This window comes from Halobellus sp. EA9 (assembly GCF_051195055.1).
In the GTDB taxonomy this organism is placed as follows: domain Archaea; phylum Halobacteriota; class Halobacteria; order Halobacteriales; family Haloferacaceae; genus Haloquadratum; species Haloquadratum rubicundus.
Map to the genome: position 1 here is coordinate 287,902 of NZ_JBNTJW010000002.1, position 21,775 is coordinate 309,676.

Here is a 21,775-nt window from a genome sequence, read left to right on the forward strand (position 1 = left end):
CCCCGGGCGCCGAAATTCTTCACAGACTTGTGTCCGACAGTATGAGTCCCGCGGGGCCGCGGCCGTCTCGACGGCGCTCCCGGCCATCCCGTCGCCGTCGCCCGCGTTCGGTTCGCTACCGTTCGCTACCTTTTTACCGGCCGTTGGGCAACGAAACGCGTATGCAGACGGTCAGGGCCCCCGCGACGAGCGCGAATCTCGGAAGCGGATTCGACGTGTTCGGCGTGGCTCTGGACCGTCCCGCCGACGTCGTCCGCGTGGAGAAGGCCGACCGGACAACCATCAAGATGCGCGGCGTCGGCAGCCAGTACATCCCCGAGGACCCCGACAAGAACGTCGTCGGCGCGGTCGCCGACGCCCTGGACGCGCCGGCGCACATCGAGATCGACAAGGGCGTCCGCCCCTCCTCGGGCCTCGGCTCCTCGGCGGCGAGCTCGGCCGCGGCCGCGGTCGCGCTGAACGCACTCTACGACCGCGGCTACTCCCGGCAGGAGTTGGTCGCCGTCGCCGCCGAGGGCGAGGCCGTCGTCTCCGGCGAGGCCCACGCCGACAACGTCGCCCCCGCCCTCCTCGGGGGCTTCACCGTCGCCCGCGGCGACGCCGTCACGACCGTCGACGCGTCGATCCCGCTCGTGGCGTGCCTCCCGGAGATCGCGGTCTCGACCCGCGACGCCCGCCGGGTCGTCCCCGAGTCGGCGTCGATGGAGGACGTCGTCCACACGATCGGCTCGGCGGCGACGCTCTCGGTCGGGATGTGTCGGAACGACCCCGCCCTCGTCGGCAGCGGGATGGACGAACGCGTCGTCACGCCGGCCCGTGCGGAGCTGATCACCGGCTACGACGCGGTCCGCGAGGCCGCCCTCGATGCGGGCGCGACGGGCGTGACGGTCTCGGGGGCCGGCCCGGCGGTCATCGCGGTCTGCCGCGAGTCGGCCCGGCGGGACGTCGCCTCGGCGATGGTCGACGCGTTCTCGACGGCCGGCGTCGAATCGCGGGCGTATCAGACGCGCGTGAGCGAGGGCGCGACGCTGTACTGATCGGGAACACGGGAAGCAAAGAACAGAACGGATACGGCCGCTCAGACGCCGCGGCCCTGGAGCTTCTCCTCTTCGGGGAGCGAGGCGTTGGACTCGCCCTTCATCCCCTTGCCGAGGTTCGAGGCGATCTCCGCGAGCGTCTCGGGGTCGTCCCAGTTGTTGACGGCCTCGACGATGGCGCGGCCCATCGCGGGCGGGTTCTCCGCGCCGAAGATGCCCGAGCCGACGAAGATGCCGTCGCAGCCGTGGTGCATCATCAGCGCCGCGTCGGCGGGCGTCGCGATGCCGCCGGCGGCGAAGTTCACGACCGGGAGCCGCCCCATCTCGGCGGTCTCGTGGACGAGGTCCGCGGGCGCCTCGTGCTCGCGGGCCCACGCCTCGCGCTCCTCGTGGGTCTTGCCCTGGAGCTCGCGGATCGCGCCCTTGATGTTGCGCTGGTGGTGGACGGCCTGATTCACGTCGCCGGTGCCGGCCTCGCCCTTGGTGCGGATCATCGCCGCGCCCTCGTCGATCCGGCGGAGCGCCTCGCCGAGGTTGCGTGCGCCGCAGACGAACGGCGCGGTGAACTCCCGCTTGTCGATGTGGTAGCGGTCGTCGGCGGGGGTGAGCACCTCGCTCTCGTCGATCATGTCGACGCCGACGGCTTCCAGAATCTGGGCCTCTTTCGTGTGGCCGATCCGGGACTTGCCCATCGCCGGGATCGAGACCGACTCGACGATCTCGGCCACGTCGGCGGGGTCGGCCATCCGCGCGACGCCGCCGCGCTTGCGGATGTCCGCGGGGACGGCCTCCAACGCCATCACCGCGACCGCGCCGGCCTCCTCCGCGATCTTCGCCTGTTCGGCGTCGACGACGTCCATGATGACGCCGCCCTTCTGCATCTGTGCGAACCCGCGCTTGACGAGATCGGTCCCGCGGCGGAGTTCGGACAGATCGGTCTCCTCGGACATATAGAGTAATTGCGGCCGGACACACTTAAACGAATCACTCGGGCTCCCGCCGCGTCTGGCCGGAATCGGCACCCATTTTTCCCGCCGCACCGAGCGGTCGATAATGGCATCGTCCGACGCGTCGTCGCCGCTCTCCCGGCTCGTCTCCGGCGCGGGACTCCCCGATCCCGAACCCCTCCCGCGGTGGCTGGCTCCGCTGCCGACGTGGCTCGAAAACGTCGGGCTCCGGTTCGCCTGGGTCGTCGTCGCGATCAACCTCCTCGGGACCCTGTTCGGCTTCTGGTACTACGGCTTCCACCCGCTGCCGCTGTCGGATCCGCTGATCACGTGGCAGTTCGCGGCCGAGCCCGTCGTGATGTGGCCGTTCGTCCCCGACAGCCCGCTGGCGACGCTCTTTATCGCCCTGGCGTTCGCCAGCTGGAAGCTCGGCCGGACGAACGAGTACCTCGCGGCGCTGGCGTTCTTCGGCTGCTGGAAGCTAGGCCTGTGGACGCCGTACGTCCTCGCGGCCTTCGCCGAGCCGTTCCTGCGGACGACCTGGCTCCCGCTCTATGTCTTCCTCTTCGTGAGCCACCTCGCGATGGTCGTCGAGGCGTTCGTCCTGTATCGGATCGCGGACTTCCCGGTCCGGGCGGTCGCCGTCGCGCTCGCGTGGTACGGCTTCAACGACGTCGTCGACTACTTCGTCCCGATCGTCGGCGACCCCCACCACACGTCGCTCCCGGTCGCCGACGCCGCCGTCGTCGGGGGGTCGACCGCGCTCCAGCTCGCGGCCGCCGGCGCGGTCGTCCTCACGTTCCTGGCGACGTTCACCGCGCTGGCGACCCGGGTGAAGAAACTGGAACTCCGGCTCGCCGGGTCGGGGTCGGACTGACCCCGCCCGCGCCTTCGCCGCGCCGACTGCCAGCCTTTTCCCCGCGCCGCGCATACCCCCTCCGATGAGCGACCTCTTCGACGCCGTCTCCGGCCTCCCGCTCTCGATCGAGTCCACGGACCGAACGCGGCGCGACCGCGACACCTCCAGCGGCTTCGTCCGGACCACGACGACGTTCCGTCTCTCCGGCCCGGACGCCGAGGGGACGACCCACACGGGCCGCGGCGAGGACGTCACCTACGACACCGAAGACCACGACGCCCTCGCCGATGCGCCCGCCTTCGACCTCGAAGGCGAGTACACGTTCGCGTCCTTTTCGGAGCGGCTCGACGACATCGACCTCTTCCCGACGAAGGACCCCGAGCGGGAGACGGGGTATCACTACCGCCGCTGGGCGCTGGAGTCCGCGGGGCTGGATCTGGCGCTCCGACAGAACGACCGCTCGCTCGGCGAGGCGGTCGGCCGCGATCCCGACCCGATCCGCTTTGTCGCCTCGATGCGGCTCGGCGACCCGCCGACGACGGACCGCCTGAACGCGATGCGCGACGAGTATCCCGACGCCGAGTTCAAGCTCGATCCGACGCCCGACTGGGACGCCGACCTGATCGAGGCGGTCGCCGCCACGGACGCGGTCCGGATCCTCGATCTGAAGGGGCTCTACGAGGGCACGGAGGTCGACGTCGAGCCGGATCCGGACCTCTACGCGCGGCTCGTCGACGCGTTCCCCGACGCCGTCATCGAGGATCCCGCGCTCACCTCGGAGACGCGCCCCCTCTTCGACGGCGAGGAGGGGCGGATCTCGTGGGACTACCCGATCACGGGCGTCGAGTCGGTCGAGGACCTGCCGTTCGAGCCGCGCTGGCTGAACGTAAAGCCCTCGCGGTTCGGGACCGTGCAGTCGCTCTTCGAGACGATCGAGTGGGCCGAGGCGCGCGGCGTGCAGTTGTACGGCGGCGGGCAGTTCGAACTCGGCGTCGGCCGCGACCACATTCAACTCCTGGCCGCGCTGTTCTACCCGGACGGGCCGAACGACGTCGCCCCCGGCGGATACAACGACCCCGAGGTGCGGACGGGGCTTCCGACGAGTCCGCTCGACGCGCCGGCGCACTCGGTCGGGCTGTCCTGGGACTGAGCGGCGAGCCCTCTGCCGGTCTTCAGTCTCTCGGGGCGGGATTCAGCGACTCGACCGCGGATCCTCGAGTCTCCGTTCCGGCTTCCCCGACGGTCTCCGGCGGCGTGATGTCGGTGACGGTCACGACGTACGTCGCGCCGCACTCGCACTCGGTCGTGGGTGCGTCGGTCGATCGCTCCAGCCACTCGCCGCAGTCACACCGGATTCGGATACGTTGTGGAGAGCTCACGGACACCACTTGTAGGTTAGTCAACAAGAGATGGCATAGTAGTTTTGATGCGAAGGCGCCGTGACGACCCGTTCGCGACTCCGGACCGCCGTTCGGAGCTCGGTCGTTCTCGGACAGTACCGCGCGGCGACCCGTTCCCGGAAACCGCCGCCGAGATCTCGGTTACGCCTCGTCGAAGCCCTCCTCGAAGACGAAGGTGCCGTTGCGCTGGACGACCTCGCCGTCGACCTCGATCACGGAGTCCTCGCTCATATCGACGATCATATCGACGTGCTCGGCGCTCTCGTTGCGCTCGTTCTCCTCGCCGACGGTGTCGGGGTAGGCGGAGCCGACCGCCATATGGACGGTATCGCCCATCTTCTCGTCGAAGAGCATGTTGTAGGTGAAGCGGTCGATCTCGCGGTTCATCCCGATGCCGAGCTCGCCGAGGTAGCGCGCGCCCTCGTCGGTCTCGAAGACGCCGTCGAGCACCTCCTCGTTCCGGCCGGCGCTGTAGGACTCGACCCGGCCCTCCTCGAACCGGACGCGGACGTCTTCGATCTCTCGGCCCTGGCGGTACAGCGGCATATCGAAGTGGACCTCGCCCTCGACGGAGTCCCTGACCGGCGCGGTGAACACCTCGCCGCCGGGGAGGTTGGCCTCGCCGAAGTCGTTGAGCGTGTGGTTGCCCGCCAGCGACATCGTGACGTCGGTCTCCTCGCCCGAGCGGATCCGCACTTCGTCGGCCTCGTCGAGGATCTCGACCATCTGTTCCTGGTGCTCGCGCTGTTCGTCCCAGTCGAGGCCGACGGCGTCCCACACGAAGTCCTCGTAGGCCTCGGTGCTCATCCCCGCGAGCTGGGCGTTGCCCGAGGTCGGATACTGGGTGAGGCTCCAGGTCTTCGAGAGCCGCTCCTGGAGGACGGGCTTCATCGCGCGGCGGTAGGCGGCGTTGCGGTCGGGGTCGACGTCGGCCGTCTCGGTGGCGTTTTCGTCGCCGCGGACGGCGATGTAGGCGTCCATCTCCTCGTACATCGCCAGCAGGTGTTCGGGCGTCTCGAAGTCGCCGTCGTGGTTCCGGAGGAACGCCCGGGTCGCCCGGGAGTCGCTATTCAGGAGGACGGGGTGGGCGCCCCGCTCGGCGCACTCCTCGTGGAGCGCGACGACGAGGTCCTCGGCCGCCGAGGGCGCGCTGATGACGACGCGGTCCCCGGCCTCGATGCCGGTCGAGTGCTCGGCGACGATCTGCGCGTGCTCACGGATTCGCGGGTCCATATCAGCCCGTTGGCCGTCCGGACCAAACGCCTTTCGCACCGCCCGGTCGCGGGGGCCGATTCGGGTCGCCGCCGATCCGGCGGCCGAAAGCGTATACTATGCCTCTGGCGACCAGTCGCGCTCGCCCGCGCGGATCGCCGTCTCCAGCCAGTTCTCCTCGGGCGGGAGGGGACACGAGAACGTCTCGCTGAACGCGCAGAAGGGCGTATAGGACAGATTGAAGTCGACGACCACCTCGTCGCCGTCGTCGAGGTCGCCCTCGGGGTGGAGTTCGATGTAGCGCCCGCCGCGGTAGGTCTCCTGGCCCGTGGTCTTGTCGCGGAACGGCACGAAGATCGGCTCCTCGCGGTCGTCGGGGCGCTGCTTGTAGCCCTGGAGTTCGTGCGTCTCGCCGTCGACGTCGAAGGCGAAGGTGACGACGCGGACGTATCGGACCTCCTCGCCCGCGGTCGTCTCCATCGGGACCGGCTCGGGGTCGTCGTGGACGGTCGCCGTCGCCTCGATCCGGTACTCGGGCGCGGGCGCGAAGTAGTCCAGGCCGTCGAAGTCGTCGCGGTGTTCCGGCGGCACCGGCGACTGCGGGTGCGTGCCGAAGAACTCGTCTTTCTCCTCGCGGTTCGCCCGGAGCGTCTCGACGTACTCGCCGTCCGCGCCCTCGCCGTCGGACGCGGGGCGCTCGTCGGCATCGTCGCTCATAGCCGACTTACGGCCGCCGCGCCGTAACCCTTGACGGTTCGCGCTCGCGCCCGGCGCGGGAGTTCGTCCCGACGGTCACGCCGAGCCGGCGCCGTGGTAGTCGTGACCGGCCACGAGCGCGACCGCGTTCGCGAGGAGGAGGGCGACGAACACGGTCGGCTCGCTGCCGGTCAGCCCGCCGGCGAGGAGCGGGAAGTACAGGAACGGGAGGGCGATGGCCGTCCAGAACGCGACGAAGCGAAGCGGCGTGGCGAGGGCCTCGACGGGGCGTTCGATCGACGCGGGCGACGAACTGAGCGCGTCGCGGAGGCGGCCGAGACGTTCGGAGTCGAATGGAGGGAGCGCGTTTGACATCAGTGGGGACACACCTCACTCGCCCCAAGGACTGCCGACAACATATACCCGTACGAGCGTTGGCGTCTGTTCAGCTCTCTTCACCGCGCCGCAGCCAGATCTGACGACGTTTCACGAGGCGATTAGATCCGCCTAGAACATTTATTGAGCCTTCTAATCTTTCGACTGCTATCGCCTCCTCGCAGCCCCTGGACGGACGCCGGCGAGCCCCGCGGGAACCGTCGCCGCGGCAACTGCTCCCGCGGGACGAGCGAGAGCGCGCTTCAGCGGCTTTTTGTGCTCCCGCAATAAGTCCCGGATATCTATGACAGACGACGACGTCCCGACGGCCCGGTCGGTCGACAGCAACCTCTTCGTGACGGTTTCGGGACCGCCGGGCTGTGGGGCGACGACCCTCTGTGAGGGGCTCTCGGAGGCCCTCGACTGCGGGTACGTCTCCGGCGGCGACATCTTCCGACAGCTCGCCGACGAGCGCGACCTCTCGCTGTCCCAGCTCATCGCGAAGACCGACGAGACCGACGAGATCGACCACGCGCTCGACCACCGCCTCCGGACGATCGCTGAGAAGTGGGGCGCCGCGAACAAGCCGTTCGTCCTCGAATCGCGCCTCGCGGGGTGGCTCGCGGGCAACCGCGCGGATCTGCGGATCTGGCTCGACGCGCCCGAGGAGGTCCGCGTCGACCGGACCCGCGACCGCGACGAGATGGAGGCCGAGATGCGCGTCCGCGAGGTCAGCGAGGCCGGCCGCTACAAGTCCTACTACGACATCGACGTCACCGACCAGTCCTTCTACGACCTCTCGATCAACACCGCCCGCTGGACGCCCGAGGCGACCCTGGAGATGGTCCTCACCGCGGTCGAGGAGTACGATCCCGAGGTCGACGAGGGGGCGTTCCACACCGACGACATCGAGCTGTAACCGTCGCCGGCGCCGTCGCCGTTCCCCGTCTGTCTCTACTCTAGGGCCGGGACACCAGCTTCCGGACCCGCGGGAGTTCGCCGCGGATCGCCCGCCGCTTCAGGAGCAGGAACCCCGCGAAGATGACGAGAAAGCCCGCCGCGGTGTAGACCGTCGGCACCTCGTCGAGGACGGCCCAGCCCGCCAGCGCCGCGGCGATCGGCGCGACGTAGGAGACGAGGTTGATCTCGATCGGGCCCAGCCGGTCCAGCAGGTCGAAGTAGATCAGGAAGCCGAGCGCGCTCGCGACCACGGAGAGGTACGCGAGCGCCGCCAGCGACTCGGCGTTCCAGACCGCATCGCCGAGCGACTCCCCGAGGCCGAGGCTCACGCCGTGCATGATGAGCGCGCCGCCGACCATCGACCACGCCTCCATCGTCTCGATCGGGAGCGACGCCTCGATCCGGCGGGTCAGGACCGAGCCGAGCGCGAACGCCGCGGCCGAGCCGAAGATGAGGAGCTTCGCGACGGCGCCGCCGGCGAGCAGATTGTCCGGGTCGGGGTTCGAGAGGATCACGACGCCGACGAGGCCCAAGAGCAGTCCGGCGATGCCGACGGCCGTGAGCCGCTCGTCCGGGAGGAACAGCCGGGCGAAGCCCGTGGTCAGGACGGGGCTGAGGCTCACGATGACGGCCGCGGCCGCCGAGGTGACCGCGGGGTCGGTCTCGCCGATGAAGAGCAGGGTGTGGTAGCCGGCGATGAGCAGCGTCGCGCCGACGGCGACGAGCGCCCACTGGCCGCGGCTCTCTGGGATCGGCTGGTCGGTGGCGTAGAACGCGTAGCCGAGCATCAGGACGCCGGCGACGTCGTAGCGGAGCGCCGCGAAGAGGACCGGCGGGATGTACGCGAGCCCGGCCTTGATGGCCATGAACGCCGACCCCCACGCCGCGGCGAGCAGGACGAAGAGCAGGAGGTTCCGGTAGCGGGTCACAGCGGACGTCCGCTCGGCTCTGCCCTCAACGTTTCGTCTCGCGGGGGGTCACTCCGTTTCGGTCGTCGGCTCCCCGCCCGCGTCTGCGTTACGCGTCCGCCTCGGCGGCCCGCCGCTCGTCGCGGATCGCGCGGATGACGTCCTGGCGGGCCACGATGCCGACGACGCGATCGTCCTCGACGACGGGCAGGCGGTTGATGTCGCGCTCGTCGTCCGCCAGCAGATCGAGGACGTCGTCCAGCGGCGTCTCGGGGCCGACCGCGACGACTTCCGTCGTCATCACCTCCCGGATCGGCTTGTCCGCGTTCCGGAGGAGGTCGATCCCCAGGTCGAGGTCGTCCCAGGAGACGTCGATCGCGTAGGTGAGCGTCTCCATGAACGGCGGGAAGCCGACGGGGATCCACAGCGTCCGCTCTTGGACCTCGAAGAGGCCGACGAGGTCGTGCTGGGTCACGATGCCGACGAGCGCGCCGTCGTCGTCGACGACCGGGAAGCCGTTGAACTCCGCCTCGGCGAGCCGGCCGAGGACCTCGCTCACGTCGTCGTCCGGCGAGACGGTCTCGACGTCCCCGGTCATCAGATCGCGCGCGGTCAGTTCGGAAATGCGGGCCATACCGACGCGGTTCGTCGCCCGGCCGGCTAACAATTCCGGTGCGGATCGGCCGCGCCGTCGGCGGTCGAATCGCCCGGCGCTCTGGGTCATATTTAAGAATCAGCGCGAGATAGTGAACGTATGGCCGCTCACGGCCGTTCGACGCTCCGTGACCTGTTCGATGACTCGCCGACGCCGCACATCGCACACCCCCCGCGCACCCACCACCGACACTTCTACGTCGCCACCGACGGCTCGTATCGCCGCGACGGCGACGCGGGGGGGCTCGGGGTGGTCATCGAAGCGCGGGACGGCACCCGCGTCGCCCGCCTGTCCCTTCCCGACACGGCGCCCGACAACAACGTCGCCGAGTACCGGGCGCTCCACCTCGGACTCGACGTGTTGGCGGCCCGAGCGCCCGCTGACGCCCGCGTCGGCGTCCTCGTCGACCACGACGCCCTCGCCGCGGCGGTGAACGGCGAGGTGCTCGCGGGGGGCGGCGCCGCCGACTGGCGGCCCAGCGGCCGAGAGCGTGTCCCGCCGGGCAGCGAGACCCACTGGCGCGGCATCTGCGCTCGGATCGCCGGCTTCGCCGAACTCCGGGCGGCGCGGATCGACGGCCGTGAGAACCCCGCTCACCCGCTCGCGAACGCCCCGGAGGAGTACGCCCACGTGAACCGACGGGCCGACCGCTGTGTGATCCCGGAGCCGATCGGCGCCGACCGGGCCGCCGAGGCCCGCGACGCCGGCCGGTCGACGACCGGGGAGGGCGCGAGCGACACCGAGCCCCAGTACCCGCCGCCGTCGCGGTTCGAGGGACGCGCCAGCGACTGATAACGTCTATTGCCAGTCATTACCGCGGTTCGCCGGGACGGGGTGGCGAACCAGCGGTAAACAGTGGCAATAGACGTTATGATCCTCCCTACTCCTGTGCGTCGACGACGGCGACGCCCGCGAGGTTGACGATGTCCTTCACTTCGTCGCCCCGCTGGAGGACGTGGACCGGCTTGTCCATCCCGACGAGCATCGGCCCGATGGCCTCGGCGCCGCCGAGCCGCTGGAGGAGCTTGTAGCCGATGTTGCCCGCCTCCAGGTTCGGGAAGACGAGCACGTTCGCGGGCTCGTCGAGCTCGGAGAACTCGTAGGTGCCGTTGAGGATGTCCTCGACGACAGCCGTGTCGGCCTGCATCTCGCCGTCGACCGGGAAGTCGACGTCGTCGTCGCCGTGGAGCGACTCGACGGCGTCGCGGATCTTTCTCGTCCCCTCGTTGTCGACGCTGCCGAAGTTCGAGTACGACAGCATCGCCGCGCGCGGCTCGACGTTGAACCGCCGGGCGAGCTCGCCCGTGTGCTTCGTGATCTCGGCCAGCACGTCGGCGTCAGGATCGAGGTTGACCGTCGTGTCGGCCGCGAAGATGACGCGGTTCTTGAACGTCAGCATGTACACGCCGGCCGCGTACTCGGCGTCCGGCGCGGTGCCGATGATCGAGAGCGGCGGCCGCAGCGCCGAGGGGTAGTGGTGGGTCAGCCCCGTCAGCATCGCGTCGGCGTCGCCCTGTTCGACCATCACGCTGGCGAGGTAGTTGCTGTCGCCGCGGACCAGCTCGTGGGCCTCGCGCTTGGTGATGCCCTCGCGCTGGCGGAGTTCGTAGAGGCGGTCGGCGTAGTCGTCCCAGTCGCCGTCCCAGGGGTCTGCGACCTCCGGCTGGAAGTCTAGGCCGAGGTCCGCGGCCGTCGCGACGATCTCGTCGGCGCCGCCGACCAGCACGGGGTGGGCGATGCCCTGCTCTTGCATCTGGTAGGCGGCGCGGATCATCTTCTCGTCGCTGCCCTCCGCGAGCGCGACCCGCTTGGGATCGGACTTCGCCTTGTTGAGGACGACGCGCATCATTTCGCGGGACTTGCCGAGCCGGGCTTCGAGGCGCTCCTCGTAGGCTTCGAGGTCGACCTCCGTCCGAGCCGATCCCGACTCCATCGCGGCCGCCGCGACCGCGGGCGCGACCTCGAAGAGGACGCGGGGGTCGAGCGGCTTGGGGATGACGTAGTCGGGGCCGAACTGGAGCGGCTGGTCGCCGTAGGCCTTCACGACGGCGTCGGGGACGTCCTGGCGCGCGAGATCGGCCAGCGCCTCGGCGGCGGCGCGCTTCATCTCCTCGTTGATCTCGGTCGCGCGCACGTCGAGCGCGCCGCGGAAGATGAACGGGAACCCGAGGACGTTGTTGACCTGGTTCGGGTAGTCCGAGCGGCCGGTCGCCATGATCACGGTGTCGTCGCGGGCGGCCTTGGCGTCCTCGTAGCTGATCTCGGGGTCGGGGTTCGCCATCGCGAAGACGATCGGGTTCTCCGCCATCGAGGCGACCATCTCCTGGGAGACGATGCCGCCGACCGAGAGGCCGACGAAGACGTCGGCGCCGTCGATCGCGTCTTCGAGCGTCTCGTCGTCGGTGTCTGTGGCGAACTCGGATTTGAATTCGTTGAGATTTTCTCTATCGGTCCCGATGACGCCCGAGGAGTCACACATCACGATGTTCTCCTTCCGAACGCCGAGGGAGGTATAGAAGCGCGCGGTGGCGATCGCGGACGCGCCCGCGCCGGAGAAGACCACGTTCAGGGCGTCGAGCTCCTTGCTCACGACGTCGGCGGCGTTCAGGAGCGCCGCGCCCGAGATGATGGCCGTGCCGTGCTGGTCGTCGTGGAAGACCGGGATGTCGACCTCCTCGCGCAGGCGCGATTCGACCTCGAAGCACTCGGGGGCCTTGATGTCCTCCAGATTGATGCCGCCGAAGGTCGGCTCCATCGCGCGCACGGTGTCGACGATCCCGCCGGGGTCGTCGAGGTCGAGTTCGACGTCGAACACGTCGATGTCGGCGAAGCGCTTGAACAGGACGCCCTTGCCTTCCATCACGGGCTTCGAGGCCTGGGCGCCGATGTCGCCGAGGCCCAGGACCGCAGAGCCGTTCGAGACGACGCCGACGAGGTTGCCCTTGGCGGTGTACTCGTAGGCCCGGTTCGCGTCCGCGTCGATGTCGCGACACGGCGCGGCGACCCCCGGGGAGTACGCCAGCGAGAGGTCCCGCTGCGTGTTCGTCGGCTTCGTCGTCGAAATCTCGATCTTGCCGGGAGGATCCTCGCGGTGATACTCCCGCGCGTCGTCGTCGAGTCCCATAGCGGCGGCGAGGACAGCGGCACAAAAAAAGGTATCTGTCGAACGGTGATTCGACAGACGACGAAGAGTAACTCGGAGGCGAGTCGTCGCGGCCCCCGGTTCGGCTCAGTCGAGCCTGCGGACCGCGTGCCGCTCGACCTCGAAACCGTCGTCGAGACAGGACCCGACGGTCTCGGTCGGCCACTGGCCCGTCTCGGTGATGACCTCGATTCCCCCTTCTGTGAGCAGCGCGGTGTCCTCGGACTTCGCCCCGCGGACCGTCGGGTTGTACGCGTAGCCGAGCGGCGCCTCGACCCGCTCGTCGCCGTCGGGCGCGGCGAACCACTCGCGGCCGGCGAAGCCGGCGGCGCCGCCTTGGTGGTGCTTCCGCCACTCGCCGGGTTCGCCGACGGCGTCGTAGGCGCCGCTGATCGCCTCGAAGACGTCGCCCGCGGTCCGCTCGTCGTCGGCGTCGACCGCCCGCCGCGTGGCGTCCAGCGCGGTCGCCTCGACGCGCATCGCGGCCTCGTGGCGGTCGGACAGCCACTCCGGCGCGTCCGCGAACGCGACGGTTCTGGTCGCGCTGGCGTGGAGGCCGCCGCGCTCGGCCGTCACCGAGAGCACCGCGTACCCGCCGAGTTCGCTCCGGGAGGGCGTGAAGTGGCGGTACGACTGCGCGCGCTCGGCGCCGCCGACGAGGACGACCGGCGCCTCGACCCCGCGGGTCGCGAGCGAGACGCGCAGGCCCGACGCGACCTCGTGTTCGGTATCGCCCGGCTGGAGCTCCCGCGCGACCCGTTCGAGCGCGTCGGCGACGTCGCGGCCGAGCGACCGGTACCGCTCGCAGTCGGTCGGCGACAGCGGCCGCCGGAGCCTGCTCGCGTCGATCTCCCCCAGTCCGGGGACGTCGAAGTCGGCCGCGCCGTCGCCCGTCGTGGCGTCCGCGACGGCCTCGGCGAGCGACGACTCGTACCACGGCACCGACGAGACGTCGACGGCGTCGGGGAGTTCCTCGCGCGCGAGGCGCTCGGCCTCGATGTTGTCGGTGACGGCGACGAATCCGTCGTCCCGCGTGTAGCCGGCGGCGGCGACCCCCACGTCGGCGGCGCGGCTGACGACGTTGCTCCCGCCGGTGAGCCAGGCGAATGAGTTCGGGCGGCCGAACCAGACGGCGTCGAGGCCCTCGCTGTCGAGGAACTCGGCGAGGCGCTCGCGCCGGTGGTCGAGCCGTCCTGTCTCGGCTGTCATACCCCCGCGTTTCGTCGCCGGGGTTTGAAACGTGTCGAAACGCGGCCGCCGCGGAGGGGCCGTTCTCACCTGCCCGAACCGAAAGAGCGATTCAAGTAGCTCCGGGCCCGACCCGGGAGTATGGACGCGCGTCTTCGTCGTCTCGTCGGAGTCTCGGCGGCGCTCACGGGGATTCTGATGGTGCTTGGCGTGTACACCGCGGCGTCGGGCGCGGGGCTGACCTGCGCCGGGCGCTGGCCGCTCTGTGACGGCTTCCTCGGGCTGTTCCCGGCGAACTGGAGCAGCTTCGTCGAGTGGTTCCACCGCCTCGTCGCGATGATCACCGGGTTCGTCGTCCTCGGGACGACCGTCTCCGCGTGGCGCCGCGGCGCCGACCGCCGGGTCCGCCCCGCGCTCGCGGGCGCGACGCTCCTCCTGCCCTCCCAGATCATCCTCGGCGCGCTCACGGTGACGACCTACCAGTGGGTCGTCCTGCTGGCGCACTTCAGCACCGCGTCGCTCATCTTCACCGGCGTCGCGCTCGCCGCGGCGTGGGCGTACGGCGACTCGGACGCGACGCCGACCCGCGCGCGGACGGCCCTCGCCGCCGCGGGCGTCCTCCTCCCGGTGCTCGTCGTTCTGACGCCGCACGCCTTCGTCACGTTCGGGCCGACCGTCCAGGCGGTCTACTACCTGCTCGGCCTGGCTACCTATGCGGCGCTCCTCTCGGCGGCGGTGTGGTCGGCGACCCGCCCCGCGGGGTCCGCGGACGCGGCCGCCGCGCGCGTCCGGCGGCTGGCGGGAGCGGCGGCGTTCGTCGTCGTCGCGCTGCTCGTCGTCGGCCGACTCGTGTACGGCGGGACGCTCCAGTACGTCTCCCTCGGCGGGACGCTGGCCGCGCTCGCCCTCGTCGCGCTCGCGTGGATCGCCGCGCGCCGCGGCGGCGACGCACCCGGCTCCCGGGGCGTTCCCGGCGGCGACTGACCGGATCAGCCCGAGGCGATTGTGAACTATCGTCCGGTGGGGTCAGCGATAGCAGACGACCGGTCGGAAAGGGTATCGATGAGTGGACGGACGTGTATCGAAGCGGAACGTTGTTATATTCCTCTCTATAACGGGATGGTGTTATGGACAGACGGACGTACCTGAAGACCGGGACCGGACTCCTGGCCGGCGGTCTCGTGGCTGGCTGTACCGGCGGCGGATCGAGCGGTCAGTCCGGCGAATCGACGACCGAAAGCGGCGGCTCCACGGAATCGACGACCCAGGCCGAGACCACCGAATCGGTCGTTCCCTCGACGGTCACGATCGGCTCGGACATCCCGTATCGGCCCTTCGAGTACGAGACGACCTCGGGCGAACTGAAGGGGTTCGACGTCGAGATCGCCGAGGCGATCTTCGCGGGTCAACTCGGCGTCGACTACGAGTTCCAGGCCACCAGCTTCGATTCGATCATCCCCTCGCTGAACAACAACAACTTCCGGGTCATCATGTCCGCGATGACGATCAACGAGACCCGCGACCAGAAGGTCGACTTCTCGGACCCGTACTTCACGGCGTACCAGACTGTGATCGTCCGGAAGGGGAGTTCGATCTCCTCGAAGTCGGACCTGAAGGGACGTCCGGTCGGCGTCCAGAAGGGAACGACCGGCGCCAACGCGGCCGAGGAACTGAAATCCGAGTTCGGCGGCGACCTCGATCTCAAGAAGTACGACCAGATCAACGGCGCGTTCCAGGCGCTCATCAACGGCCAGGTCGACGCCGTCATCAACGACAACACCGTGAACGCCGAGTTCGCGAACAAGCGCGACGACGTCGTCTTCCTCAAGGGCGACGGCGTCGCCGCCGAGAGCGACCAGCAGGCCCCGCCGTACCTGACGCTCACCATCGAGAACTACGGTATCGCGTTCCGCGAGGACGACGACGCCTTCCGCAAGCGCGTCAACGAGGCCCTGGCCGCGATCAAGGAGAACGGCACCTACGACGAGATCTACTCGAAGTACTTCGCGGGATAGTTCCAAGTCACTCCGCGCTTTCGACTCAGCTATGGCAGACTCATATTCGAGCGCATCGCCGGAGGCCAACGCCGTCGCCGACGGCTTCTTCGACGACCGGGCGCTGAAGTACCTCGGCGTCGGCCTGTCGAGTTTCTTCGCGCTGGGCGTCGTCCTCCTGGTGCTCTATATCCTCACGACACAGGTCGACTACGGGCTGATTCCGACGATCCTCCCGCAGTTCATCGGCGCCTACGGGCTGGTGATCGGCATCGTCGTCACGAGCAGCGTCCTCTCTGTCACCTCGGGCATCTTCGTCGGGCTCGCGCGCGTCTCGAAGACCCGGATCACGAACGGCATCTCGGCGGCCTACGTCCAGTTCTTCCGCGGGACGCCGCTGCTCTTCCAGATCTTCGTCGTCTACTTCGGGATCCCGACGCTGTGGCCGGGGACGTTCCCGGTCCAGAACTGGGGGCTCCCGACGGCGATCATCTCGCTGACGCTCAACCACGCGGCGTACGTCGGCGAGGCGGTCCGGGGCGGGATCGGCGCGGTCCCCGACGGCCAGATGGAGGCCGCGCGCTCGCTCGGGATGGGCTACGTGCAGGCGATGCGCGAGGTCGTCATCCCGCAGGCCTGGCGGAACGCGCTCGCGGCGGTCGGCAACGACCAAATCATCCTCGTGAAGGACACCTCGCTTCTCACGGTGATCGCGATCCCCGAACTGATCCAGCAGTTCCGCGACGTCAACAGCGCGACGTTCGACCCGTGGACGCCGCTCGTCTTGGTCGCGATCGCGTACCTCTCGATCACGATCCCGATGGGCCGGCTCGTGGAGTACCTCGAAGACCGCGCCGACTGGGGCGGTGAGACGAATGAGTGACGTCCTCCTGGAGTTCGATCACATCGACAAGTACTTCGGCGACACCCACGTCCTCAAGCAGATCTCCTTGGACATCGAAGACGGCGAGGTCTGCGTCCTCGTCGGGCCCTCGGGCTCGGGGAAGTCGACGCTGCTGCGGTGTGCGAACCGCCTCGAAGAGATCCAGGCGGGCGAGATCCGCCTGGACGGCCAGTCCATCTCCGACCCCGACGGCGACATCAATCGCCTTCGGCAACGGATCGGGATGGTCTTCCAGTCGTTCAACCTCTTTCCGCACAAGACCGCCCTGGAGAACGTCACGCTCGCCCCGCGAAAGGTCCGCGGCATCGACAAGGAGCAGGCCCAGCGCCGGGCCGAGGAACTGCTCGAAGACGTCGGCCTGCTCGGGCAGGCGAACTCCTACCCGAATCAGCTCTCGGGCGGCCAACAGCAGCGCGTCGCGATCGCTCGCGCGCTGGCGATGGACCCGAAAGTGATGCTCTTCGACGAGGTGACGAGCGCGCTCGACCCCGAGCTCGTCGGCGAGGTGCTCGAAGTGATGCGCGAGCTCGCCGACGACGGGATGACGATGATGGTCGTCACCCACGAGATGGGCTTCGCCCGCGAGGTCGGCGACCGGGTCGTCCTGATGGACGAGGGCCGGATCGTCGAGACCGGCGCGCCCGAGTCGTTCTTCGAGGACCCCCAGACCGAACGCGGCGAGCGGTTCCTCTCGAAGATCCTCTGAGCGGCGAGCCCGCTCCCGCCCCCGCCCCCGCCCCCGCCGCCGTTTCGTTCCCGACAAAGCACTTACTGGTCGGTTCGGTAGCCTTGCGTATGACCAACGTCCCCGGCGCCGGCTTCGTCGCCCTCCTCGGCGCGGCGGCCGTCGCGCTCGCCCTCCCCCTCCTCGCCGGCGTGGGTCTGCTCGTCGCGAAGCTGACCGGTCGCCGGCTCCTCCCGACGCTCCTGGCGGTCCACGCGCTCGCGGTCGTCGTCGGCATCGCCTCGCTGTGGTCGGGCACGAACCCGGGCACGCCCGACCTCTCGCTCGCGGCGGCGTTCGGGCTCGCCCGCTTCACGCTCGGCGGGATCCTCGTCGGGCTGCTCGTCGCGCTCGTCTTCGAGGGCGGCCCGATCGCCCTCGGTGCCCTTGCGACGGTCCTGCTCCGCGAGACCGGCTCGGCGCGGGCCGTGTGGTGTGCCACGACCGGGTACGCCGCCGGTGGAATCGGGGGCGCGCTCGCGGGACTACTCCTGACCGGGAACGTCCTGGGCGCCGTCCTCGGCGCGCTCCTGGCGGTCCCGGGCGCGCTCTTCGGCGTCGTGGTCGACGCGACGGCGACCCGGTTCGATCGGTCCGGCTCGGTCGCGTGAGCGTCAGCTTACATAAAGTCCGAGAGCCCGGCCTGGCCGTCGTCGTCGGCCGCTTGGGCGGCCTCGCTCTCGGACTCGTCGCCGCCGTCGTCGCTCTCGCGGTCCATCACGTCCGCATCGAGCGTCTGCTGGGTGTCGTCGCTGTCGCCGTCGCCGTCGGTCTCGTCGGCTCCGTCGCCGCGCTCCCGTTCGCTCCGACCGCCGGCGAACGCGCCGCCGGCGTGCTCCTCGACCGCGTCCGCCCGGAGGTCCGCGGCGTCCTCGACGATCGACTGCACCTTGTTCGTCGTCTCGCCGCTGCCGGTGATATAGGAGACGGCGGCCTCGTCGAGGTCGTACCACGCGGCCATCGCGACCGTGAGGTCCCGCGGCTTGCAGTGGTGGGTCATCGCCGCGAGGAACGGCAGGACGTCGAGGCGGGCGGTGGACATCGAGAAGCCGCCCGACTCCGCGATCGCGCGGACGACCTCGTCGCGGGTCGAATCCCGCGTCGAGCGGTAGGGCGCGCCGCCGTAGCGGGTCCAGCCGCCGCGGGTGTGGTCGCGCGCGGCCGCGACGCCCCCGGCGAGGTTGTCGGTGGCGTAGCGCCACCAGGAGTAGTCGTAGTCGGTGGCGTAGACGCGGCTCGTCCAGACGTCGGCGTTCGCGAAGAACTCGTAGGCGCGCGCCAGTTCCTCGCCCTCGTAGATGAGGCCGACCTTGTCCTCGACCCACTTCAGGAGGTCCTCGGGCGTCTCGTCGACGTCGTAGGCGGTCTGGAGCGCCTCTTGCGCCGGCTCCTCTTTCAGCACGGCGTCGAGGAACTCGAAGAGCCCCACCGCGCGGTTGCGCGAGCCGGTCGTGACGTCGTCGAGGGTCACGTGGTCCGTCCCCTCGGCGCTCGCCTGGAGGTCATTCACGGCCGCCCGGAGGTCGCCGCTGTTCGCCTCGGCGATCCGCTCTAGGGCCTCCTCGTCGAAGCCGATCCCCTCCTTCCGGAGGATGTCCCGCAGGACGGGCACGATCGACCGCGCGGAGACGTCGCGGAACTCGATCTCCCGTGCGGCGTTCCGCAGGCCCTGGGACATCTCGTAGTACTCGTTGGCGATGAGGACGATCGGCTGATTCGCGTCCTTCAGCAGTTGCGTGACCGCCTGCGCGCCGCCGCGGTCGTACTGGTAGTGGATGTTGTCGGCCTCGTCCATCACGACGAGCTGTCGCCCGCCGCCGTCGCCGCCGGCCGAGCCCGAGAGGGTGGCGTTCCGCGAGGCGCGCCCGGCGTAGCGCTCGATGGCGTCGGCGGTCCGCTCGTCGGAGGCGTTCAGCTCGACGACCTCCCAGCCCATGTCGTCCGCAAGCGCGTGCGCCGCCGACGTCTTGCCGACGCCCGGGGCGCCGTGACAGACGACGGGCTCGCGGTGGTCCTCCCACGTCTCGGCCCACTCCCGCAGGGCGTCGCGGGCCTTGTTGTTGCCGCGGACCTCCGAGAGCGTCGTCGGGCGGTACGTCTCCGTCCAGTCGGTCATTACCGGAACGTGGTCGGAGGCGCGTTTAGTGGTTGCGGAGGGGGTCGCCAGTCCTGTTACTCACGCGATGTTTTATGACCGAACGGGGCGAACCGTCGGGTATGAGCGACGACGACAGTGCGGTCGCGATGGACCGCGAGGCGATCGACGACCTGCTCGGCACCGGCGGCGTGGGGGTGTTGGCGCTCGCCGACGCCGACGAGCCGTACGCGATCCCGATGTCGTACGGCTACGACGCCGACGAGCGCGCGGTGTACCTCCGGTTCGGGTACGCCGAGGAGTCCGAAAAGCGCCGGTTCGTCTCGCGGTCCGACGGCGCCGCGCTCGTCGTCGCCGTCGAGGGGGACGACGGCTGGGCGTCGGTCGTCGTCCGCGGGCCGCTCACCGAGGTGCCCGAGGCGGCCATCGACGGGACCATCGTGGAGTCGATCCGCGCGATCGACATCCCCTACTTCACGATCTACGACGAGCCCGCGCGGGACCTGGCGTACCAGCTCTACCGCCTCGACGCCGAGGAGGTCACGGGGCGGCGCGAGAAGCCCTCGATCGGGATCGAGTGAGCGGCCGCGGCCCGCTTTCGACCAGAAGATTCCTACGGGAGCGCGCTCACGCCCAAGCGATGTCACGCCCCGAGCCGTCGCCGTCGCAGGGCATCGCACCGGACGGTCGAACCGTGCTGTACGGCGGAGTCGGAGGGCTCCTGTCGTACCTGATCGGCTACGCGCTCACCTACGCCGTGACCGGCCAGCAGATCGCGAACTCCTTTGCGGCCCGGATCCTGGAGATCGCCACCGGCGACCCCGGCACCTGGAAGCTCGTCGGCTGGGTGTTCTTCAACGCCCACTTCGTCACCACCGAGATCCCCGGCCTGTTCGGGTCCAGCGCGGTGAACCTCGTCGGCCGCGGCGACACCTTCCCGGGCTGGCTCTTCCTCGTGCCGCCGGTCCTGCTCGTCCTCGCGGGCGCGCTCGTCGCGGTCGCAAGCCGGAGCGACGACCTCCTGTCGGGCGCCGTCGGTGGCGCGACGGCGGTCGTCGCGTACCTCCCGCTGTCGGCCGTCGGGGCGTTCTTCTTCGCCATCTCGGTCGGCGACACCGACGCCGGGCCGACGCTCGTGACCGCGATCCTCCTGGCGGGGATCGTCTACCCGCTCGTGTTCGGGGCCGTCGGCGGCGCGCTCGGCTCGTTCGCGTCCGGGGAGTGATCGAACGGCCGACCTCGGCTCACAGCCCGCGCGCGACCATCTCGCCCCAGTGCTCGAAGCCGTAGCGCTCGTAGAACGCCCGCGCCCGCTCGTTTTCGCGGTCGACGTCCAGGACCATCCGGTCGAGCGGGAGGTCCTGCCCGCGGGCGCAGGCGAGCGCCGCCTCGAAGAGGTCGTCGGCGACGCCCGTCCCGCGCGAGGCGGGCGCGAGGTGGATCTCGTTGAGGACGGCGGCGTCCCAGACGAACGAGAGCGAGTCGGGGAGGACGAACGCGTAGCCGACGAGCGAGCGGCCCTCGCTCGTCCTGTCCGACTCCGTATCGGCCGCTGACGCGTCGGCGACGACGACGCAGCCGGGGTCCTCGTCGACGCACCGCTCTACCCACGCGAGCCAGCGCTCGCGGTAGTCGTCGGTCAGCTTCGCCTTGTAAGCGCTCTCCTTCTCGTCGCCGCCGGTCCCCGCGCCGATCCCGCGCTCGAACCCCGTCTTGAGCGCCCACAGCGCGCGGTCGTCGCGCGCCGGATCGTACGGTCGGATGTCGATGTCGCCGTCGCCCGCGTCCGCCTCGCCAGTCATCGGTCACGCTCGACCGCGCGACGCCAAGAGCGCTCCCATCTCTCTTCGCTCAGGCCCGCCGGAGCCGCACGGCCGTCACGAACGCCGCGAGGGGGATGAGCCACGCGCGGAACCCCGTCATCGCGACGGGGAAGAGCCGCTCGACCCGCTGTGGTTCTCCGCCGCCCCCGTCGCCGCCGTTCTCGACGCCGAGGGTCGGCTCCGCGTCGAGCACGGTCCGGAAGTCGAAGTTCCGGGTCGTCCGCGGCTGCGATCCCGACCCCGAATCGGGCTCGGGCGGCGAGAGGTCGACGAACGTCTGGACCCACCCCCGATCGGTCGAGTAGAACAGATGCCCGTCGACGGTGTAGAACTGGTCGTGGATCGGGTAGAGGGCGTTGACCCCGCCCACGACGAGGTCGGGGACGATCGCGGCGCCGACGACGCACGCGACTGCGACGAACGCCACCTCGACGCCGCGCGCGCCGTACCGCTCGCGGATCGCCGACCGGGGCCTGAAGCGCACGTCCCAGACGAGAAGGGCGAGCAGGAGCGCCGGAAACAGGAACGTGTGGCCGACAGAGCGGTGCGCGCCCGAGAGCAGCGGTTCGAGCGCGACGTCCAGGTCGGGGAGGACCGTCGCCGCGGTGACGACGAGCGCGCTCCGGCCGTCGAAGGACTCGCCGAGCAGCGCCGCCGCCAAAAGCAGCGCGATCGAGACGTGGACGAGCGTCGAGGGCACGCGCGCATCTGACGCGCGAGCCGTATTGAACGTTCCCCGAACGCGCGTTCGGCGGCGTCGCGAACGGCGCCCTCGCGTACGCCGTTTATCAACTCGGCGTTCGTCGAACCCTCCCTTCGATACGCTTTTGCGGCCGCCTCGCTCAGGTGAGGCAAG

At 69.9% G+C, this 21,775-nt stretch carries 24 protein-coding genes; 12 read left to right on the forward strand and 12 right to left on the reverse strand.

The window, feature by feature from the left end:
* The first annotated feature begins 161 nt into the window (after positions 1–161).
* Positions 162–1,037: a homoserine kinase gene (locus ACQUQ0_RS04300; RefSeq protein WP_435183371.1), complete on the forward strand. Its 876-nt coding sequence runs from the start codon at positions 162–164 to the stop codon at positions 1,035–1,037.
* 41 nt (positions 1,038–1,078) lie between these two features.
* Here ACQUQ0_RS04300 and pdxS read toward each other — a convergent pair whose 3' ends face one another.
* Complete coding sequence (gene pdxS / locus ACQUQ0_RS04305; protein ID WP_435183373.1) at positions 1,079–1,987, reverse strand: pyridoxal 5'-phosphate synthase lyase subunit PdxS; 909 nt, start codon at positions 1,985–1,987, stop codon at positions 1,079–1,081.
* Between the two features lie 103 nt (positions 1,988–2,090).
* On the opposite strand from pdxS, the gene ACQUQ0_RS04310 reads away from it, so the two are divergent.
* Complete coding sequence (locus ACQUQ0_RS04310) at positions 2,091–2,861, forward strand: DUF1405 domain-containing protein (RefSeq protein ID WP_435183374.1); 771 nt, start codon at positions 2,091–2,093, stop codon at positions 2,859–2,861.
* A 64-nt stretch (positions 2,862–2,925) separates the two neighbouring features.
* On the forward strand, positions 2,926–3,993 hold the full coding sequence (locus tag ACQUQ0_RS04315) for a hypothetical protein (RefSeq protein ID WP_435183376.1): 1,068 nt from the start codon (positions 2,926–2,928) through the stop codon (positions 3,991–3,993).
* A 22-nt stretch (positions 3,994–4,015) separates the two neighbouring features.
* On the opposite strand, the gene ACQUQ0_RS04320 is transcribed toward ACQUQ0_RS04315, so the two are convergent.
* From ACQUQ0_RS04320 to ACQUQ0_RS04335, 4 genes are all read right to left on the reverse strand, one after another.
* The gene (locus tag ACQUQ0_RS04320) at positions 4,016–4,222 is read right to left on the reverse strand and encodes a hypothetical protein (RefSeq protein WP_435183378.1); all 207 of its coding nucleotides are present in this window, start codon (positions 4,220–4,222) and stop codon (positions 4,016–4,018) included.
* A gap of 162 nt (positions 4,223–4,384) precedes the next feature.
* Positions 4,385–5,476, reverse strand: coding sequence for an aminopeptidase (locus ACQUQ0_RS04325; protein ID WP_435183380.1), 1,092 nt, complete (start codon positions 5,474–5,476; stop codon positions 4,385–4,387).
* A 96-nt stretch (positions 5,477–5,572) separates the two neighbouring features.
* The gene (locus ACQUQ0_RS04330) at positions 5,573–6,172 is read right to left on the reverse strand and encodes a DUF1684 domain-containing protein (protein ID WP_435183381.1); all 600 of its coding nucleotides are present in this window, start codon (positions 6,170–6,172) and stop codon (positions 5,573–5,575) included.
* 75 nt (positions 6,173–6,247) lie between these two features.
* Positions 6,248–6,526, reverse strand: coding sequence for a hypothetical protein (locus ACQUQ0_RS04335; RefSeq protein WP_435183382.1), 279 nt, complete (start codon positions 6,524–6,526; stop codon positions 6,248–6,250).
* A gap of 304 nt (positions 6,527–6,830) precedes the next feature.
* Between ACQUQ0_RS04335 and cmk the strand changes: the two genes are divergently transcribed.
* The gene (cmk, locus tag ACQUQ0_RS04340; RefSeq protein ID WP_435183383.1) at positions 6,831–7,445 is read left to right on the forward strand and encodes a (d)CMP kinase; all 615 of its coding nucleotides are present in this window, start codon (positions 6,831–6,833) and stop codon (positions 7,443–7,445) included.
* A gap of 40 nt (positions 7,446–7,485) precedes the next feature.
* On the opposite strand, the gene ACQUQ0_RS04345 is transcribed toward cmk, so the two are convergent.
* Positions 7,486–8,415 carry a DMT family transporter gene (locus ACQUQ0_RS04345; RefSeq protein WP_435183384.1) on the reverse strand — a complete coding sequence of 310 codons (930 nt, stop codon included), beginning with the start codon at positions 8,413–8,415 and terminating at the stop codon, positions 7,486–7,488.
* An 88-nt stretch (positions 8,416–8,503) separates the two neighbouring features.
* Entirely contained in the window at positions 8,504–9,028 is a 525-nt protein-coding gene (locus ACQUQ0_RS04350) for a CBS domain-containing protein (protein ID WP_435183386.1), read from the reverse strand.
* A 120-nt stretch (positions 9,029–9,148) separates the two neighbouring features.
* On the opposite strand from ACQUQ0_RS04350, the gene ACQUQ0_RS04355 reads away from it, so the two are divergent.
* Positions 9,149–9,841, forward strand: a complete 693-nt coding sequence (locus ACQUQ0_RS04355; protein WP_435183388.1) for a ribonuclease HI — start codon at positions 9,149–9,151, stop codon at positions 9,839–9,841.
* 88 nt (positions 9,842–9,929) lie between these two features.
* On the opposite strand, the gene ACQUQ0_RS04360 is transcribed toward ACQUQ0_RS04355, so the two are convergent.
* Positions 9,930–12,173 (reverse strand): NADP-dependent malic enzyme, encoded by a 2,244-nt coding sequence (locus ACQUQ0_RS04360; protein ID WP_435183390.1) that lies wholly within the window; start codon positions 12,171–12,173, stop codon positions 9,930–9,932.
* Positions 12,174–12,278: 105 nt separating this feature from the next.
* Positions 12,279–13,400, reverse strand: a complete 1,122-nt coding sequence (locus tag ACQUQ0_RS04365) for a M24 family metallopeptidase (protein WP_435183391.1) — start codon at positions 13,398–13,400, stop codon at positions 12,279–12,281.
* 120 nt (positions 13,401–13,520) lie between these two features.
* On the opposite strand from ACQUQ0_RS04365, the gene ACQUQ0_RS04370 reads away from it, so the two are divergent.
* The 5 genes from ACQUQ0_RS04370 to ACQUQ0_RS04390 all read left to right on the forward strand — a co-directional run bounded on the left by ACQUQ0_RS04370 (position 13,521) and on the right by ACQUQ0_RS04390 (position 17,612).
* The gene (locus tag ACQUQ0_RS04370; protein WP_435183393.1) at positions 13,521–14,363 is read left to right on the forward strand and encodes a COX15/CtaA family protein; all 843 of its coding nucleotides are present in this window, start codon (positions 13,521–13,523) and stop codon (positions 14,361–14,363) included.
* A gap of 143 nt (positions 14,364–14,506) precedes the next feature.
* Complete coding sequence (locus ACQUQ0_RS04375; RefSeq protein ID WP_435183395.1) at positions 14,507–15,394, forward strand: basic amino acid ABC transporter substrate-binding protein; 888 nt, start codon at positions 14,507–14,509, stop codon at positions 15,392–15,394.
* Positions 15,395–15,425: 31 nt separating this feature from the next.
* Complete coding sequence (locus ACQUQ0_RS04380; RefSeq protein WP_435183396.1) at positions 15,426–16,256, forward strand: amino acid ABC transporter permease; 831 nt, start codon at positions 15,426–15,428, stop codon at positions 16,254–16,256.
* The gene (locus ACQUQ0_RS04385; protein WP_435183397.1) at positions 16,249–16,983 is read left to right on the forward strand and encodes an amino acid ABC transporter ATP-binding protein; all 735 of its coding nucleotides are present in this window, start codon (positions 16,249–16,251) and stop codon (positions 16,981–16,983) included. Before ACQUQ0_RS04380 ends, ACQUQ0_RS04385 begins: the two co-directional genes overlap by 8 nt.
* Positions 16,984–17,072: 89 nt before the next feature.
* A complete protein-coding gene (locus tag ACQUQ0_RS04390) occupies positions 17,073–17,612 on the forward strand; it encodes a hypothetical protein (protein ID WP_435183398.1) in 540 nt (179 codons plus the stop codon).
* An 8-nt stretch (positions 17,613–17,620) separates the two neighbouring features.
* On the opposite strand, the gene ACQUQ0_RS04395 is transcribed toward ACQUQ0_RS04390, so the two are convergent.
* A complete protein-coding gene (locus tag ACQUQ0_RS04395; protein ID WP_435183399.1) occupies positions 17,621–19,117 on the reverse strand; it encodes a replication factor C large subunit in 1,497 nt (498 codons plus the stop codon).
* Between the two features lie 101 nt (positions 19,118–19,218).
* Here ACQUQ0_RS04395 and ACQUQ0_RS04400 point away from each other — a divergent pair, with 101 nt between their 5' ends.
* A complete protein-coding gene (locus tag ACQUQ0_RS04400; RefSeq protein ID WP_435183400.1) occupies positions 19,219–19,677 on the forward strand; it encodes a pyridoxamine 5'-phosphate oxidase family protein in 459 nt (152 codons plus the stop codon).
* Between the two features lie 59 nt (positions 19,678–19,736).
* The gene (locus ACQUQ0_RS04405) at positions 19,737–20,321 is read left to right on the forward strand and encodes a transporter (RefSeq protein WP_435183401.1); all 585 of its coding nucleotides are present in this window, start codon (positions 19,737–19,739) and stop codon (positions 20,319–20,321) included.
* Positions 20,322–20,340: 19 nt separating this feature from the next.
* Here ACQUQ0_RS04405 and ACQUQ0_RS04410 read toward each other — a convergent pair whose 3' ends face one another.
* Entirely contained in the window at positions 20,341–20,898 is a 558-nt protein-coding gene (locus tag ACQUQ0_RS04410) for a GNAT family N-acetyltransferase (RefSeq protein WP_435183402.1), read from the reverse strand.
* Positions 20,899–20,947: 49 nt separating this feature from the next.
* Positions 20,948–21,619, reverse strand: a complete 672-nt coding sequence (locus ACQUQ0_RS04415) for a metal-dependent hydrolase (protein WP_435183403.1) — start codon at positions 21,617–21,619, stop codon at positions 20,948–20,950.
* Between the last annotated feature and the right edge of the window lie 156 nt (positions 21,620–21,775).